Below are 17219 nucleotides of genomic sequence, written 5' to 3'. Positions count from 1 at the left end.
CCCCCCTGGGGAAGGCCCCCCTAATTCAGGGGGAATTCGCGATCAGCAGTACTGATTCGTGAATTGAAGATCCACCATGGTGGCCCGGGACCCCGTCCCGGGAGGCGTCCGTCATGGATGCCCGAGACCACCGCACGCTCGCTCGTGCGGACCCAGTCATGCGTGCGTCCGTGATGACGCATGCCCGGCGTCGGTCGCTGCGACGCGCCGCCGGACGTTCACCAAGGGGCTGACCATGAGGGGAACCATCAGGGCGACGTTGGGGGCCGCGGTCTGCGCCGCGCTCGTCGTCGGTGCACCAGGGGCGGCGAACGCGGTCGTGCTCAACGACAGCGACCTCGACTTCTTCCTCCGACAGATCCAGATCGCCGAGCAGAACGCGGCCGGCACGCCGCTGCTCGGGCCGACGATGGTGCCCGACGCATCGCTGCCGTACGGCCTGCGCACCGTCGACGGCCGGTTCAACAACCTCCAGCCCGGGCAGAGCGCGTACGGGGCGGCCGACCGGGTCTTCCCGCGCCTCACCACCCCGGTCTTCCGGACGGCGGACCAGCCGGGCATCTTCGGCGCCCCCGGAGCGCCGGTCTCGACGTACCAGCAGAAGTCCGGGCTCGTCGTCGACGCAGACCCCCGCGTCGTGAGCAACGCGATCGTGGACCAGTCCACGGACAACGCAGCGGCCAACGCCGCGCGGGTCCGGACGGCGGACAACGAGCCGGTCGGCAGCAGCGTCTCCGACGGGATCAACTTCATCCCGAACACGGCGCCGGACGAGGGCCTCTCCGCGCCGTACAACTCGTGGTTCACCCTGTTCGGCCAGTTCTTCGACCACGGGCTCGACCTCGTGACGAAGGGCGGCTCCGGCACGGTCATCATGCCGCTGAAGGACGACGACCCGCTCATCGCCGGCCCGGACGGCGTCCGTGGCGACGACCCGGGGACGGCCGCCGACGAAGCGGCCGACGACCTGCCGCCCGAGCGGCGCTTCATGACGCTCACCCGCGCGACGAACCAGCCCGGCCTCGACGGCCGCGTCGGTGACGACCCCTCGACGCCCACGGTCGACGAGAGCGCGGACGACGTCCACGAGCACACGAACACGACGACCCCGTTCGTCGACCAGAACCAGACCTACACCTCGCACCCGGCGCACCAGGCCTTCCTGCGCGAGTACGTCCGCCGCGGTGGCCAGACGGTCGCGACCGGCAACTTCCTCGACTCCGTCCTCAACGGCGGCAAGGGCCTCGCGACCTGGGCCGACGTCAAGGCGCAGGCGCGCACCCTGCTCGGCGTGACGCTCACCGACCAGGACGTCCTCAACGTGCCGAAGCTGCGGACGGACGCCTACGGCAAGCTGGTCCTGGCCGGCAACGGCTACGCCCAGCTCGAGCTGTCGGCCGGCGGCTTCCGGGACGGCGGCCCCGACGGCGCCGCCTCCACGAGCGGCGTCGTCCGCACCAACCACGCGTTCCTCGACGACATCGCCCACCACGCCGCCCCGGGCACCTGGGACCATGACAGCGACCCCGCGACGCCGAAGGTCCCGCAGACCCCGGACACCGACCCCGGGACGACGGACGACGGGCTGCCCGGCACGTACGACGACGAGATGCTCGGCGCGCACTTCATCACCGGTGACGGCCGCGGCAACGAGAACATCGGGCTCACCGCCGTCCACCACGTCTTCCACTCCGAGCACAACCGGCTCGCCGGCGCGGTGAAGACGTCGGTCGTCCAGACCGCACTGTCCCGCAGCAGCCTCCCGTTCCTCAACGAGTGGCTCGCGACCCCCGTCGCCGCCCTGCCCGCCGCCGAGGACGTCGACTCCGCGGCCGAGCTCAACGCCTACGTCGCGGCACGGGAGTGGAACGGCGAGCGCATCTTCCAGGCCGCACGCTTCGGCACCGAGATGCAGTACCAGCACCTCGTGTTCGAGGAGTTCGCCCGCAAGCTGCAGCCCGAGGTGAACATCTTCACCGGCTACGAGACGAACATCGACCCGGCGATCACCGCCGAGTTCGCGCACACGGTCTACCGGTTCGGGCACTCGATGCTCACCGAGACCGTCGACCGCGAGGCGGCGGACGGCTCGGACAACTCGATGGGTCTCATCGAGGCCTTCCTCAACCCGCAGGCGTTCACCCAGGACGGCGCGACCGGGCTCACCCCGGACGAGGGCGCCGGCCAGGTCGTCCGCGGGATGACCGCGCAGGTCGGCAACGAGCTCGACGAGTTCGTCACCGACGCGGTGCGCGACAACCTCCTCGGGCTGCCCCTCGACCTCGCTGCGCTCAACCTGGCCCGCGGTCGCGACACCGGCATCCCGCCGCTCAACGCGGCGCGCGCCGACTTCTTCGCGGCGACGAACCACCCGGCGCTGCGCCCGTACGACAGCTGGGAGGAGTTCGGGCTCGAGCTGCGCAACCCCGAGTCGCTCGTGAACTTCGTCGCGGCGTACGGCGTCCACCCGGCCCTGACGGACGCCGGTGCGGACGGCATCCTCGTCGACGACGGGCTGACGACGACGGACGAGTCCGCCGACAACGCGGACACGCTCGCCGGTAAGAAGGCGGCGGCCCTGCTGCTCGTCGACGGCGGCCCGGGTGCACCGGCCGACCGTGGCGACTTCCTCGGTGCGACCGGCGCCTACACCGGCAAGGGTGGCCTGGACGACGTCGACTTCTGGATCGGCGGCCTCGCGGAGCGTCCGATGCCGTTCGGCGGGATGCTCGGCTCCTCGTTCAACTTCGTCTTCGAGACCCAGATGGAAGCGCTCCAGGACGGCGACCGGCTCTACTACCTGAGCCGCAACGTCGGCCTGAACTTCCTCACGGAGCTCGAGTCGAACTCGTTCGCCGAGATCATCCTCAAGAACACCGACATCGGGCTCCCGACGTCCGAGACCCACCTGCCGCACGACGTCTTCTCGACCCCGAACCACGTGATCGAGATCGACAACGTCAACGGCAGCGTCATCGACGACCCGGACACCGGGGTCGTGGAGGCGTCGCTCGTGACCCGGCTCAGCAACGGCACGGTCCGCTTCACCGGCGGCGAGCACATCGTCATGGGCGGTTCGCCGAACAACGACCGGCTCACGGCAGGCGACGGTGACGACTCGCTCTGGGGCGACGGCGGCAACGACCGGCTCGAGGGCGGTGCGGGCAACGACTTCGTCCTCGGCGGTGACGGCGACGACATCATGACCGACACGTTCGGCATCGACGTCCTCAAGGGCGGTGCCGGCGACGACGCCATCAACGGCGGTCCCGGCACCGGCGACCTGATCCTCGCCGGCTCCGGCAAGGACTTCGTCAACGCGGGCGTCGACATCAAGGAGACGTTCGGCGACGACGGGGACGACTTCATCAAGGGCGGCGACTCGGAGAGCACCGTCTTCGGCGACGAGGGCTCGGACTGGATCGAGGGCGGCGCGGGCGCCGACCTGCTCCAGGGCGGGCTCGGCGGTCGGGAGCTGAACAGTGACCTGCGGGGCCACGACGTCATCATCGGTGACGCGGGCAACGACGACTACGACGCCGAGGCCGGCGACGACATCATGGTGACCGGCCCCGGCATCGAGCGGAACGAGGGCGTCTTCGGCTTCGACTGGACGACGTACGAGCGTGACCCGCAGGCCGCGAACGCCGACCTGGCGATCACCGGCATCCCGCTCCCGCCGGACCTGGACAACATCCGTGACCGGTTCGACCTCGTGGAGGGCCTGTCCGGCGGTCCCCAGGACGACATCCTGCGCGGCGACGACCGGACGGCGGCAGACCTCGCCGCGGCGGTCGGCGACCCGGCGACCGACAACCACGAGCTGACGGCAGAGGGCATCGCCCGGATCGAGGGCCTGGACACCGTGCTCGGCGGTGCGACGTCCTTCAACGGCGGCAACATCATCCTCGGCGGTGCCGGCAGCGACACCCTCGAGGGCCGGGGCGGTGACGACCTCATCGACGGCGACGCGATGCTCGAGGTCGGCCTGCGCAACGGGTCGACGACCGTCGAGAGCATGGGGGCCGTCGAGGCGGCCGTCTTCGCCGGCACCCTCGACCCCGGCACGCTGCAGATCCGCCGCTACATCACGACGAGCCCGGCACCGGGCGACTCGGACACGGCGTTCTTCGCCGGGCCGCGGGCGAACTACACCCTCGACGTCCTGGGTGACGGGAACGCCCGGATCACGGACACCGTGGGCACCGACGGCGTCGACACGCTGCGGAACATCGAGTTCGTGCAGTTCGCCGACGCGACCGTCCAGATCGGCGGTCCGATCCCGCCGCAGCCGGCCACCGGCACGGTGGACGTCACCGGCACCCTGGCGGAGGACCAGACGCTCACCGCCGTCCGGGCGTTCGACGACCCGAACGGTGTGAACGCCGCGTCGATCACCTACACGTGGTTCGCCGGCGCGGCCGCGGCCGGTCCGTTCGGCCAGGTGGGCACCGGGACGACGCTCCCGCTCGGTGACGCGGTCGCCGGCAGGTTCGTCAAGGTGGTCGCGAACTTCCTCGACAACCTCGGCACCCCCGAGAGCAGGGAGTCGGCCGTCGTCGGCCCGATCGTCGCCGTGAACGACGCACCGACCGGGACCATCACCCTGGACGACACCACGCCGCTCCAGGGCAGCCTGATCACCTCGACGAACGACGTCGCGGACGCCGACGGGCTGGGCACGCTCCAGTTCCAGTGGCTGCGCGGCGGCGGCGCCGGGACGGCCATCCCGGGGGCGACGACGTCGTCGTACACCCCGGTGGCGGCCGACGTGAACCAGGCCCTCCGGCTGCGGATCTCCTGGACGGACGGGCAGGGCTTCGCCAACGCGGTGACGTCGGCGGCGACGGCCGGGACCGGCGCGAACTTCGTCGGCACCGCAGGTGCCAACGCGTTCAACGGCACCGGTAACGCCGACGTCGCCGACGGGCTCGGCGGCAACGACACCCTCAACATGGGTGGCGGTGCGGACACCGTGACCGGTGGTCCGGGCAACGACGCGATCACTGCCGGGGCCGGTGACGACACGATCCTCGTCGCCCCCGGGGACGGGTTCGACAACGTCAACGGCGGCGCCGGGACCGACGTGGTCCGGGCGACGGCCGGCGGCACGGTGATCGGCCTGAGCGCCCTCGCCGGCGTCGAGCAGATCTCCGGCGGCACGTTCGCCGGGGTGAGCATCGGGCTCGGCCCGAACGGCGGCGTGCAGAGCGTGAACTTCGGCGGCGTCACCCTCGACGGCATCGAGTTCATCGACGCCGGCGGCGGCAACGACACCGTGACGGGTTCGGCGGCGGCGGACGACATCCGTGGCGCGGCCGGGAACGACACCCTGAACGGCGGCGACGGCGCGGACCGGATCACCGGCGGCACGGGCAACGACGCGATGAACGGCGGCGCCGACAACGACGTCTTCGTCTTCCTCAGCGCCGCGGCCGGCGGAGGCGTCTTCGGGACCGACACGATCACCGGCTTCGACCAGAACCCCACGGACGGCCAGGACCTGCTCGACCTGTCGTCCCTCGGGGTGACCGCCGGGAACTTCGCGGCCCGCGTCGCGATCACCCAGGTCGGGGCCAACGTGAGGGTCCGGGTCGACGGTTCGGCGACCCAGACGGTCACGCTCAACGGCGAGACCCTCGCCCAGATCACGATCCAGGACTTCGTCCTGGCCCCGTGAACGCAGGACGGCGCCGGTCACGCCCCTGACCGGCGCCGTCCGTCCGGCGTGCCCGCCCGGGCCGCCACCCGACGGGGGAGCTCCTCCCCGGGCACCCCCGTCAGCCCGCCCGCCGTCCGGTCCGCGCCCCCGAGCGACCGGACGGCGGGCGGTCCCCGTAAGGGGTGCGCGACCACGGTCGCGGGCTTGGTATCGTGTACGCGCTGCACCGGTCCTGCCGGTGACGCACGGCGGGTTGCCCGAGTGGCCAAAGGGAGCAGACTGTAAATCTGTCGGCACAGCCTACGTAGGTTCGAACCCTACACCCGCCACACGCAACAGAAACGGCCCCTGACCAGCGGAAACGTAGGTCGGGGGCCGTTCCTGTGAAGGACCGCTGTTGACCGTCTGCGACCCAGTTTCGCCGAGGTTTGGGGCACGCAGGGGGCACGGGGCGCACGACTGTGACTGACTAGGTGCGCGGAGAGCGATCATGGTGAATGCCGAGGGTCCACTCGGTCTGGAAGACCAACTCGATCTGGAGATCGGCCGGGTCGCTCGTGCTCATGTCAACGTCGACTTCGCCCTGCGGCAGGTGTACCAGGCCCTAGTTATGCCGTCGGCGGCGATCGTCCTGGTCGCCGATATAGCCAGCACAAGCCGGCTCATCGACGACTGCCGCTTGATGCTCAAGACGATGTTTCCCGACGGAGAGCTTCGGGAGGCTGCCCTGTCGATCTTGGATGCTGCCAAGACCGCGAACGTCGAGCGCAACCGCGTTGTGCACGACATGTGGCTGCGACACTCCGTCGACCCTGAGAAGTGGATGGCGTTCACGAAGGTCAAGGGTTCAGTCGGGATGCGGGCCAAGGGCGACCCCAAGGATCTTGAGTACATCCGCGCCGTGCGGGACCGCCTGAGGCGCGTTCACCTACGCATGACGATCCTGATCTTCGCGCTCCAGGATGAGTTGCCCTTCTTCCGCGGAGGCCGGCTTGAGATGGGAGAGAAGGAGCGTCTAGAGCAGATGGCAGTCCTGCAAGATCGGTTCGAGATGACCGCGGGCGGCGCTGTGGTCTCTCAGTCCGAGAAGTAAGCCGAAGGATTCCATTGAACTAGCGGTTTCGATGGGCCACTCGATCAGGGGGACAGGCAGGCGTTCAGTCGAATCGCTGAACAGGGCGGCGTTTCGCGGTCGAGTGATTACGATCAGTGTCCCGGTCGTTGATTGGAGCAGCCTTGGGCCTGCGCCTGAGTAAGTCGTTCAAGCTCGCCCCGGGCGTTCGGATGACGGTGAGTCGCTCGGGCGTCGGGTACTCCGTCGGGGGCGGCGGTGTCCGAGTCACGAAGCGGGCAGGCGGTGGCCTCTCGCGGACGATCGGGGTGCCTGGCTCCGGGATCTCGCATACGAAGCGCATCGGTACGGGATCGGCTGGACGGCCGGCGTCTCGATCTGTTCCGGCGGCATCTGCTTCGCCGGTGAAGCCGGGCCTGACTGCACCCTCGTGGGAGAAGGCGCTCTACGGGGTCCTGGTCGCTCGGTCGTCGTCGAAGACGTTGGAGCAGGTGGCGGCCGAGTACCCAAACGCTCGTCCCCTGTGCATGACCCTCGACGGGTTGTTCGCCCATCAGTCGGGCGACCATGGCCGTGCGCGTCAGTTGTTGCACCAGTCGCTGCTGTCGGGATTCGTGCCGGAGAGCGACCCCTTCGTGGTCAAGTACATCTCCGCGTCCCGTCTGACCATCCCGATCGCTGACGGGGTCAGCGTGGAGATGCCGCTGTGCCGTGAGGCCGTCGGGCTGGCTTTGGCCGAGCTGCACCAGGAGGCCGGTGACTTGGCTGCGGCGATTGCCGCGGTAGAGGCTCTGCCACCTTCCGGGGCGGTCGGCATCTCTGCGGCAGAGCTGTACTGCGCCGCGGGCAGGTACCGGGAAGTGGTCGAGATGACGGAGGGCGTCGAGAACGACGATGACGCGTCGGCTTTCCTGCTGGTGATGCGCGGCGTGGCGTTGCGCGAGTTGGAGCACCATGACGCGGCCAAGGACTGCCTGACCGAAGCGCTGCGGGCACGTTCCCGGGCGCCGGAGGTTCGCCATCGAGCCCTCATCGAGCGCGCACAGGTCCACCTCGACAAGGGGCGCAACGGGCTGGCGCGACGGGACCTGGAACGCATCCTCGCGGAAGACTCCGCATACCCGGGTCTGAGCCAGGCCCTCGCCCAGATCCGAGAGTGACCTCCATACCGCCGCCGGCCAGGCATCCTGAGACGGTGGAGGATCATCGCCGCAGGGCGTGGGAAGCGCGGATGGAGTGGCCGCTGACCGCACTGGCGGTCGTCTTCCTGGCCGCGTACGCGCTCCCGATCCTGCGCCCGGACCTGGCGAGCGGCTGGCGGTCCGTCTGTTCGGCCGTCAGCTGGTGTGTCTGGGTGGCGTTCGTGGCCGACTACTGCGTGCGCTTGGTCCTGAGTGAGCGCCGGGGCAAGTTCGTCGTGACCCACGTGGTCGACCTGGTGGTCATGGCGCTGCCGCTGCTGCGTCCGCTGCGGATGCTGCGGCTGTTGACGCTCCTGGATGTGTTGAACCGGCGTGCGTCGAGTTCTCTGCGAGGCCGGGTGGCCGTGTATGCGGCCGGCGCGACCACGCTGATCGTGTTCTGCTCGGCTTTGGCCGTCCTCGATGCAGAGCGCAAGAACCCGGACGCCAACATCACGGACTTCTCCGACGCGGTCTGGTGGGCGGCGACCACTGTAACCACGGTCGGCTACGGGGACAGATTTCCGATGACCGGGACGGGCCGGCTCGTGGCCATCCTGCTGATGCTGGGTGGAATCGCCTTGCTGGGGATCGTGACCGCCGGCCTGGCGTCGTGGCTCCTCGATCGGATCCGGGAGGTCGAATCGGAGACGCAGGCGGCCACGAGGCGGGACCTCGCCGGACTGACGGCAGAACTGCATGCGCTGCGCCGGGAGGTGGAACGGCTCAGTACCTCAGCCTCACCGGTCGAAGTCGGCCGGGCCGACCGCCAGGCAGGCCACCTCGATGGCTCGTGATCGTGACCGGGTCTGCACGGCGTGGCTTCGCATTGCCAGGTTGGGGACAGCGAGGCAGTCGGGGCAGGTGGTCCGATCGGGCTCGGTGGTGATGGTCCGTTCGCCCGCCTCACCGGCTCGCGGAGCAGCTCAAGCCGGATCCGGGTGGACCCCCTTCTCACGCTTCGCCGGAGCACAAGGAGGAACTCCGCGCCATGCTCGAGGACATTGATCTCATCGAACACAAACCGGATGGCGGGCATCAAGTTCGCGGCGGCGATGGCAACCCCCGGGCATTCCCGTTCCACCGAGGGTCCCAGTTGAGGGCTGTCCCGAGGTAGTTGCTGATTGGATCGCGCGACCAGAAATCAGAAACAGTCGACGGGCTGGCGGGCGGCTGACGACGACGGTGAGCGTGACATGCCCAGACAAGGAGCAGACTCCGATGCAGCGGCCGTACCAGTATCACTCTGAGCGCGAGCTAATGAGTATACGAAGGAAGGCTGAACGGGATCTGGAGAGAGAAATGGGCTTCCCATACTCTTCGCAAGAGGATGCTGGCCGCTTTGCTGACATTGTGCAGGCTGTTGCTGACGAGCTGGCATTGCGTCAGCGGGATCGTGCTACGGGTCGTAGCTGACGCATTCGCGTCTACGATCCTTCATCGGCGATCCTTCATCGGCGATCCTTCATCGGCGATCCTTCATCGGCGGGGGTCGTGCGAGCGACTAGCTGTACCCGGCCAGCCCCCAAGCCGCTCCTGGCTTGCACTGCATAGTGGCGTCCCTGCGAGTCAGCTCAGGCGTCGCGAGGGATCATTCCATCGCGCTCGCGGAGGAAGGCAGCGATCTCCACGATGCGTTGTTGGAGATCGCCAGGGTTAGGAATTCCACTGGAGTTCACCGCGGCCGAAGAGAGATTCTCGCCTTGTGTGGCTTCTTAGCTCACCCGCGAAGGGGTTCTGGCGTAGTTCTCCGGTGTAGGTCAGTGCCCCGACACCGCGTAGGTGTCTCGGCGTACGCGCGCGCGAACTCGTCTGGACGATCACGCCCGGTTCGTCGAGGACTGTCGTTGGCACTTCGACCACTACGCGCACTACCCCCTCGGCCGACGCCGGCACTTCGCGGACTATGAGACCTACGTGCGCAACAGGGGGAGGGCCCATGCGGGTCGACCTACCGCCCGCCCCGGAGTGGCTCCGACGTCGCTGACGCGAGCCGGTGACCGGGACAGCGGCTGCCCGTCGCCCAGCGACTCAGACCTCCAGCAGCAACGCCCGGTGGTCGGACACCTCGGGCGCCTCGACGACCTCGAAACGCTCCACCGCCGAGGGGTCCGACACGAGCAGGTAGCTCGCGTGCCGGAGCGGCTTGGCGTAGCGCGACGTCCGGGTGTCGGCGGTGCCGACGAGGTCGACGAGGCCGATGTCCGCGAGCGTCGCGAAGGTCGCGCTGCCCGGCAGCAGGTTGAGGTCGCCGCAGACCACGACGAGGTCGCCGTCGCGGCGGGTCCGGACGACGAGGTCGGCGATCCGGTCGGCCTGGCGGGCCCGGTCAGGGGTGTCGCCCTTGCCGGCCGTGTCGCGCAGGCCGTGCAGGTGGACGACGGTCACGACCTGCGCCGCCGCCTGCAGCCGCATCGCGTGGGCGACCCGCGGCCGGCCGCTCGCCGGCCACTGCCCGTGCTCGACGTAGGCGCCGTGGACGAACGCCGAGCGCTCCTCCAGGACGGTCGTGCCGGGGGCGACGAACGCGGCGATCCCGAACTCCTGCCGGTGCCGGGTGCCGTCCGCGTCGTCCACCGGCCCGCAGTCGCTCGCCGCGAAGAAGCCCCGGTGCCGGGGCAGCAGGCCCCGGACGTCGTCGAAGAGGTCGGCGCGCTGCGGCAGGTCCCGCTCGGCGTCCGAGAAGCGCGTCCACCCGGACGTCGGCGACCGGGTCACCTCCTGCAGGCACAGCACGTCCGCCTCCGCTGACGGCAGCCAGGCGGCGAGGTCGTCGAACATCGCGCCGCCCCACGCGTTGAGGCTGAGGATCCGCACCGGGGCAGTATCGCGCCCCGCCGGCGCCGGACCGGGCGTCAGGGTCAGGGCGCCGCCACCGGCAGCAGTACCTCGTTGCGGCGCAGGAACCAGGGCTTCCACGGCGGGTCGTAGCGCGCCCACCGGGCCGGGCCGACGACCAGCAGCCCGGCCGCCCGCACCGCGGCGTCGAGGTCGGCGAGGTGCTGCTCGTAGCTGCTCAGGGTCCAGCGGCCGGAGTACTGCGCAGCCGCGGCGAAACCCTCCGGGACGGCGCGCAGGGAGACGTCCAGGTCGGTCGGCGCGGGCAGCGTCTCGAGGGACTCGTCGGCCGGCATGACGAAGCCCACGACGGACGTGTCCGGCCCGGTGGCCTCCTGGAGCACCGGGGCGGTCATCGCGATCGACCGGCCCGCGGCCTTCTGCTGCAGGACGGGCGCGGTCATCGCGACGCTCCGGCCGGTGACGTTGCGACCCCCGATGTAGCCCGCGAGCGGCCGGAAGGCCCGGTTGCCGGCCTCGTCCGCAGGACCCGTCACGGTCACCTCCGCGACGACGTGGGCCGCGTAGCACCGCACCTCGAACCCTGCGTGCTGCGCCACCACCGTGTACTTCTGGGACTCGGTCACGATCCACCGTAGGCCGGTCCCGGGGATCCGGCCCGGCGGCGTCGGCCCGCGCCCACGCTCCCGCCGCGAACCCCTCGGGGGAAAGAAAACGGCCCCGCACCGGTCGTGTCCCGCGACGTGGCGTCCATCAGGCATGACACTTCGTGATCAGGGGCCGGCGAACACCGTCTGCTCCGACGTACCGCGGAGGGAACCCGATGGACTGTGTGGCGGCCACCGCGACGGCGATCGGTCCGGCGGACCTGCTCGCCGCCGCCCTGTCGGTGACGCCCGACGGCTTCGCCATCCACCGGGCCCGCCGGGACGCCGACGGCGTGGTCACCGGCTTCACCCTCGAGATGATCAACAAGTCCGGCGCCGCGCCCTTCACGGACGACCCGGCCGGCCTCGTCGGGCGGGACGTCGAGACCCTGCTCGGCCCGAGCTGCGCGCCGATGGTCGACGCCTTCCGCCGGGCTCTCGCGACAGGGCGGCTCCAGCGGGTGCGGACGACGTTCAGCGGCACCGCGGCCGCGGGGACGACCGACTCGATCGCGATGCGGATCGACGAGAACCTCGTGCTGTCGACCTGGCGGGACGTCACCGACCAGATCGTCGGCGAGCAGATCCTCCAGGAGACGCTGCGCCTCGCCAACGAGCGGGCCGCGCTGCTCGGCGCGGCGCTCGACGCGGCGGACGACGCGCTCGTCGTGCTCGAGGTCCCCGACGCCGCAGACCTCGGGGAGGCCGAGCTGGAGGGCCGCCTCCGCGTCGTCCACGCGAACCGCAGCGCGGCCCTGTCGCTGGGCCTCGAGCCGAACCAGGTCGCCGGCAGCCGGCTCGACCAGCTCGTCGGCCGGCACTGGGGTGCCGAGCTCGGCGGGCTCGTCGTCGCGGCGGTGCGCGCCGGTGAACCGCGGTCCCGGCGGATCGTCGTCCTCGCGCCCGGCGGCGGCGTGCAGGACGCCCGCCACCTCACGGTGACACCGATGCCCGGTGCGCGCGTGCTCCTCGTGTCGCGGGACGCCTTCGCGGACGACGCCGGCGACATCGACGGCGCCGACGGCGCGGTCCGCGCGGTCGGTGCGGACGACCCCCGGTAGGTCGCACCCGCCCCGGCGGGACGTGACCGATCACATGGCACACTGGCGAGGTGGTCCGTCCGGGTGCAGGACGAGGAGTCGAGGTGAGCCGGGCATGACCGGCCTGCCGCCCTCCCCGCCGCCCACGGACACGTCCGCACCGCTCACGGCGGACCCGTCGGCCGCGCTCGCCGCGACGCTCGACGCCCTCGAGCGCCACCGGTCCTCCGACGTCGAGGGGCGCCTGCGGGCCGCGCGGACGGCGGAGCAGGAGGCCCTCGAGGCCGGCTGGCTCCTCGGTGCGATGCGCGCCCGCCTCGTCGTCGCCGACATGCTCCACCGGGTCGGCAGCGCGGTCGAGGGGGCGGCCCTGGCCGTCGAGGTGAACAACTGGGCCGCGGCGAACGGCACGCGGTCGCTGCTCGCGCGCACCCACCTCGTGCTGTCCTCGGTCTTCGAGAGCATCGGCGACGTCGCGTCGGCCCTCGACCACGCCGTCCGCGCCATCGACCTGCTCGGGGACGGCGGCACCGCCCGAGACCGCGGCAACTACCTGCTGCGCCTGGCCGACGCGACGGCCGTCAACGGGGCCGGCGAGCGGGACCAGGCCCGGCGCCGCTACCGCGAGGCGGAGGAGATCTACGTCGCCCTCGGGGACCGGGAGCGGCACCGCACCGTGCTCAACAACCTCGCCATGCTCGAGTACGAGGCCGGGGACGTCCCGCGCGCGCTCGAGGTCGTCGCCGCGCTGCGCGAGGTCGGCGGCGAGGAGGGCATCGACGCCTCGCTGTCGGACACGATCGCGCGCGTGCTGCTCGCCGCCGAGGACCTCACCGGCGCCGAGGAGATGGCCCGCCAGGGCTACCGGCTGCTCGCGGAGCGCGGGAACTCGCAGGCCGCGACCCCGGCCGAGCTCGCCCTGACCCTCGCGGAGATCCTCCTCGCGCAGGGCAGGCTGGAGGCGGCCCAGCAGGAGCTCGACCGGTGCATCGTCGTCTGCCGGGAACGCGACCTCGGCGGCGTCCGGGTGCAGGCACTGCGGGTGCGCGCCGAGATCCTCGCGGCACGCGGGCTCTACGAGGACGCCTACCGGGCCCACCGGTTCTTCCACGGCGAGTCGGTCGTCCTGCGCTCGCGGCAGCAGGAAGCCGCGGCCCGCACCCGGCAGGCGCTCTTCGAGACCGCCGAGGCCCGCCGGGCCGCGCAACGGTTCTGGGAGCAGGCCCGCACCGACCCGCTCACCGACCTGTACAACCGGCGCTTCGTCGACGAGGAGCTGCCGCACTACCTCAAGGAGGCGGCGACCCGGGGCGTCCTGCTCGTCGCCGCCGTCGTCGACGCCGACCACTTCAAGCGCGTCAACGACACGTTCTCCCACACGGTGGGGGACCAGGTGCTGCGCCGCGTGGGGTCGATCCTCGCCGCGACCGTCGGCGGCGTCGGCACCGGGCCGGACGAGGTCCCGCCGGGGTTCGCGGCCCGGCTCGGCGGCGAGGAGTTCCTCGTCGTCCAGGTCGTCGCCGACCCTCGGGTCGCGCTGCGCCGCATCGAGACGGTCCGGCGGGCCGTCGAGTCCGAGCGCTGGGACGACCTGGCGCCGGGGCTGGCCGTCACGGTGAGCGCCGGGGTGACCGCGGCCCGGGCGAGCGACACCCAGTCGAGCCTGCTCGGGCGCGCCGACTCGCACCTGTACCGCGCCAAGAGCGCCGGCCGGAACCGGTGCGCGACGGACGACGACCCCGTCGCGGGGGCCCCGCTCACGTCATGAGCCGCCGGACGTCGTCCTCGGTGAGCGCCGTCGACGACAGCTCGCCGTCGTCCAGCACGCTCGCGGCCAGGCCCTCCTTGGCCGCCTTGAGCGCCATGACCTTCTCCTCGATCGTGCCCTTCGCGACGAGCCGGTAGACCACGACGTTGCGGGTCTGCCCGATCCGGTGCGTGCGGTCGACGGCCTGGTTCTCCGTCGCCGGGTTCCACCACGGGTCCAGGACGATGCAGTAGTCCGCCTCGGTGAGGGTCAGCCCGGTGCCGCCCGCCTTGAGGCTGATGAGGAAGACCGGGGCGGTGCCGCTGCGGAACGACGCGACGACCTCGTCGCGCCGGGTCGTCGCGCCGTCGAGGTAGCAGACCTCGTGCCCGGCCGCCGTGACCCGCTCCCGGGCGGCCCGCAGGAACCGGGTGAACTGGCTGAAGACGAGCACCCGGTGGCCCTCGGCGACGATGTCGTCGACGAGCTCGACGAGCACGTCCAGCTTCGTCGACGGCACGGGCGGCAGGTCGGCGTCGACGAGCCCGATGTCGAGGGCCGCCTGACGCAGCAGCGTGAGCGACCGGAAGATCTTGAAGGCGTTGCGCGGCATGTCCTCGACGAGCCCGAGCACCTTGCGCCGCTCCCGTTGCAGGAACGCCTGGTACGCCGCGCGGTGCCGCGGCGACAGCTCGATCTCCAGCACCTGCTCGGTCTTCTCCGGCAGGTCCTGCGCGACCTGCTCCTTCGTGCGGCGCAGCACGAGAGGCGCGATCCGGCGGCGCAGGGCCGCCAGCCGCACGCCGTCCCGGGCCCGCTCGATCGGCAGCCGGTAGACGTCGTTGAACACCTTCGGCGTCCCGAGCAGCCCGGGGGCCACGAGCGAGACGACCGCCCACAGCTCCATGAGGTTGTTCTCGACGGGCGTGCCCGAGATGGCCAGCACGAAGGGCGCCCCGAGGGTGCGGGCGTAGCCGTACCCGACGGACACGTGGTTCTTCACCGACTGCGCCTCGTCGAGCACGAGCCCGGCCCACCGCACACCGCGGTACTGCGCGTGCTCGAGCCGGAAGAGCGCGTACGAGGTGACGACGACGTCCGCGTCCGCCGCGAGGTCGCCGATCTTCACCCCGCCGCGCCGGCCCGCCGTCCCGGTGACCGTCGTGACGCGCAGCCCCGGCGCGAACTTCGCCGCCTCCGACCGCCAGGTGCCGACGACGCTCGTCGGGGCGACGACGAGGAACGGCTCCCGGGACAGGCCCTGCTCGCGCACGTGGCACATGAGCGCGAGCGTCTGCAGCGTCTTGCCCAGGCCCATGTCGTCGGCGAGGACGCCGCCCAGACCGTTGGCGTACAACGTCGCCAGCCAGCCGAAGCCGGCCCGCTGGTAGGGCCGCAGCGTCGCGGTGAGCCCGGCCGGCAGCGGGTGGTCGGTCACGGACGGCGCCCGCGTCACCGCGCCCGCGGCCCGCGACCACTCCAGGGCCCGCCCCTCGACGGTGCCGATCCGCTCGAGGTCGGCCCAGACCCCGGCGTCGTAGCGGCTCACCCGCAGCGTGCCCTCGGGGGCCTCCTCGAGCCCGCGGGACTCCTCGATGAGCGCGATGAGGTCGGCGAACTGCCCGCCCCGCAACGGGAAGTACACCCCGCTCGGCAGCACGAGGTGGCTCTTGCCCTTGACGAGCGCCGTGAAGAGGTTGACGAACGGGACGCCCTCGCCGTCGACGCTCACCGAGACCGTGAGGTCGAACCAGTCGCGGTCGGTCGGCCGGAGCGCGTCGAACGTGAGCACGGGCGGCGCCTGCGCGGGCCGGTACCGGGGCAGCTCGCCGGCGACCTCGACGCTCACGTCCTCGACGCCCTCGAGCGCGGGCAGTGCGGTCTCGGCGAACCGGACGGCGGCCATCCCGGCGAGCCGGGCGACGTTCGGCAGCCCGGTGTACGACGGCAGGTCGCCCGGACGCCCGCCGGCCGGCAGCACGCCGTCCGGCAGCACCGCGCGGACGGCGTCGACGACGACCCCTTCGGCGGCGGTGTCCCGGCGGCCGCCCGGCCCGCGGTCCCAGACCCAGCGCACCTCGAGCGCGAAGTCGTCCAGCGGGGTGACGAGGACGCGCAGCCGGGTCCGCACGACCGGCCGGGGCACGTCGCCCGACGCCCGCACGGTGACGACGTCCGGCACCCGGGGCAGGTAGTCGGTGGTGAACCGCGGGACGTCGGCCGCCGGCACGTGCACCGGCAGGAAGTGCAGGACGGCGGCCAGATGCGGCGCGAGCGCGGGCGGCACGGGGGCGACGTGCAGCACCCGCACGGTCCGGCGCCCGCGCTGCTCCTGCACCCACCACGCGAGGGCGCCGTCCTCCCCGAGCGGCACGGCCCGCGACGGCACCCGGATGTCGGACGCGCCCTCGGACGTGCCCTCGGACGTGCCCTCGGACGTGCCCTCGGACGTGCCCTCGGACGTGCCCCCGGGGGCGGACCGGTCGGCGGCGTGCAGCCCGCACGTGACGTCGAGCCCGTCGTCGACGGCCCGGACGTCGAGCCGTGCCGTCACCGGGTCGTGGACGACGGCCTCGCCCGGCGGTCTGTCGTGCGCCACGAACGGCAGCCCGGCCTCGCGCAGCTCGCAGAGCAGGTCCCAGACCCGGCGGCTGTCGATCTCGGTGAGGTCCAGCCAGGCGTTCGACTGGGAGTACCAGTGGTCGCTGCGGGCCAGCGCGAGCAGCTCGGTGAGGAGGCGGCGCTGGCGGCGGGTCCGCGGCAGGTCGCCGCGCTGGGTGTACCCGACCGACGACCAGGCCGCGCCGGAGACCTGCCAGCCGCCGGACGCCTTCGGCACGACCGGCCGCGCCCGCAGCGTCGCCGGCCGGTCGGGGTCGTCGGTGACGAGGTCGAGCTGCAGGCCGGGCTGGAAGAGCGCCCGGCGCGGCTTCTCCGGGGCCCGGGCCGGCTGCTCGTCCTGCGTCGCGGCGGCGTCCGGGAGCAGGGTGCCGAACGCGCGCGTCCAGTCCGTCACCGTGCTCCTCCGCCCCTCGACGCCCCCGGGTCGGCCCCCACGCTAGGCGACCCGC

At 71.8% G+C, this 17219-nt stretch carries 9 protein-coding genes, 1 tRNA gene and 1 pseudogene; 8 read left to right on the top strand and 3 right to left on the bottom strand.

The genetic code is table 11. The features are described 5' to 3' along the window. Positions 1-235: 235 nt before the first annotated feature. The 6 genes and pseudogenes from ECOMGDLI_RS05820 (at position 236) to ECOMGDLI_RS05800 (ending at position 8712) form a co-directional block, all read left to right on the top strand. Positions 236-5680 (top strand): peroxidase family protein, encoded by a 5445-nt coding sequence (locus tag ECOMGDLI_RS05820; RefSeq protein WP_088315016.1) that lies wholly within the window; start codon positions 236-238, stop codon positions 5678-5680. A gap of 229 nt (positions 5681-5909) precedes the next feature. Further along, a tRNA-Tyr gene (locus ECOMGDLI_RS05815) sits at positions 5910-5991 on the top strand. Positions 5992-6152: 161 nt separating this feature from the next. Beyond that, positions 6153-6755 (top strand): hypothetical protein, encoded by a 603-nt coding sequence (locus ECOMGDLI_RS05810; protein WP_088315014.1) that lies wholly within the window; start codon positions 6153-6155, stop codon positions 6753-6755. Between the two features lie 116 nt (positions 6756-6871). Next, positions 6872-7054: pseudogene (locus tag ECOMGDLI_RS36695) on the top strand (DUF4236 domain-containing protein); the annotation flags it as partial. Between the two features lie 84 nt (positions 7055-7138). Beyond that, positions 7139-7894, top strand: a complete 756-nt coding sequence (locus ECOMGDLI_RS05805) for a lipopolysaccharide assembly protein LapB (RefSeq protein WP_233153331.1) — start codon at positions 7139-7141, stop codon at positions 7892-7894. Positions 7895-7929: 35 nt separating this feature from the next. Further along, positions 7930-8712, top strand: a complete 783-nt coding sequence (locus ECOMGDLI_RS05800; RefSeq protein WP_198954589.1) for a potassium channel family protein — start codon at positions 7930-7932, stop codon at positions 8710-8712. Positions 8713-9946: 1234 nt separating this feature from the next. On the opposite strand, the gene ECOMGDLI_RS05795 is transcribed toward ECOMGDLI_RS05800, so the two are convergent. Both ECOMGDLI_RS05795 and ECOMGDLI_RS05790 read right to left on the bottom strand, forming a co-directional pair. After that, on the bottom strand, positions 9947-10732 hold the full coding sequence (locus ECOMGDLI_RS05795; RefSeq protein ID WP_088315008.1) for an endonuclease/exonuclease/phosphatase family protein: 786 nt from the start codon (positions 10730-10732) through the stop codon (positions 9947-9949). 44 nt (positions 10733-10776) lie between these two features. Further along, complete coding sequence (locus ECOMGDLI_RS05790; protein ID WP_088315006.1) at positions 10777-11340, bottom strand: heme-binding protein; 564 nt, start codon at positions 11338-11340, stop codon at positions 10777-10779. Positions 11341-11537: 197 nt separating this feature from the next. Between ECOMGDLI_RS05790 and ECOMGDLI_RS05785 the strand changes: the two genes are divergently transcribed. Together ECOMGDLI_RS05785 and ECOMGDLI_RS05780 are read left to right on the top strand one after the other, a co-directional pair. Beyond that, positions 11538-12422, top strand: a complete 885-nt coding sequence (locus ECOMGDLI_RS05785) for a hypothetical protein (protein ID WP_143447535.1) — start codon at positions 11538-11540, stop codon at positions 12420-12422. Between the two features lie 94 nt (positions 12423-12516). Further along, complete coding sequence (locus tag ECOMGDLI_RS05780; RefSeq protein ID WP_143447534.1) at positions 12517-14169, top strand: GGDEF domain-containing protein; 1653 nt, start codon at positions 12517-12519, stop codon at positions 14167-14169. Here ECOMGDLI_RS05780 and ECOMGDLI_RS05775 read toward each other — a convergent pair. Further along, positions 14159-17164 carry a DEAD/DEAH box helicase gene (locus ECOMGDLI_RS05775; RefSeq protein WP_088315000.1) on the bottom strand — a complete coding sequence of 1002 codons (3006 nt, stop codon included), beginning with the start codon at positions 17162-17164 and terminating at the stop codon, positions 14159-14161. The genes ECOMGDLI_RS05780 and ECOMGDLI_RS05775 overlap by 11 nt on opposite strands. Between the last annotated feature and the right edge of the window lie 55 nt (positions 17165-17219).

The organism is Kineosporia sp. R_H_3, from assembly GCF_002198675.1.
Classification (GTDB): domain Bacteria; phylum Actinomycetota; class Actinomycetes; order Actinomycetales; family Kineosporiaceae; genus R-H-3.
The sequence above is the reverse complement of the archived record's forward strand: the minus strand, read 5'-3'. Positions and strand labels throughout refer to the sequence as shown.

Excerpts from the sequence above, each read along its gene's own strand:
- ECOMGDLI_RS05780 (WP_143447534.1), top strand. The coding sequence starts at position 12,517 with ATGACCGGCCTGCCGCCCTCCCCGCCGCCCACGGACACGTCCGCACCG.
- ECOMGDLI_RS05810 (WP_088315014.1), top strand. The coding sequence starts at position 6,153 with ATGGTGAATGCCGAGGGTCCACTCGGTCTGGAAGACCAACTCGATCTG.
- ECOMGDLI_RS05785 (WP_143447535.1), top strand. The coding sequence starts at position 11,538 with ATGGACTGTGTGGCGGCCACCGCGACGGCGATCGGTCCGGCGGACCTG.
- ECOMGDLI_RS05820 (WP_088315016.1), top strand. The coding sequence starts at position 236 with ATGAGGGGAACCATCAGGGCGACGTTGGGGGCCGCGGTCTGCGCCGCG.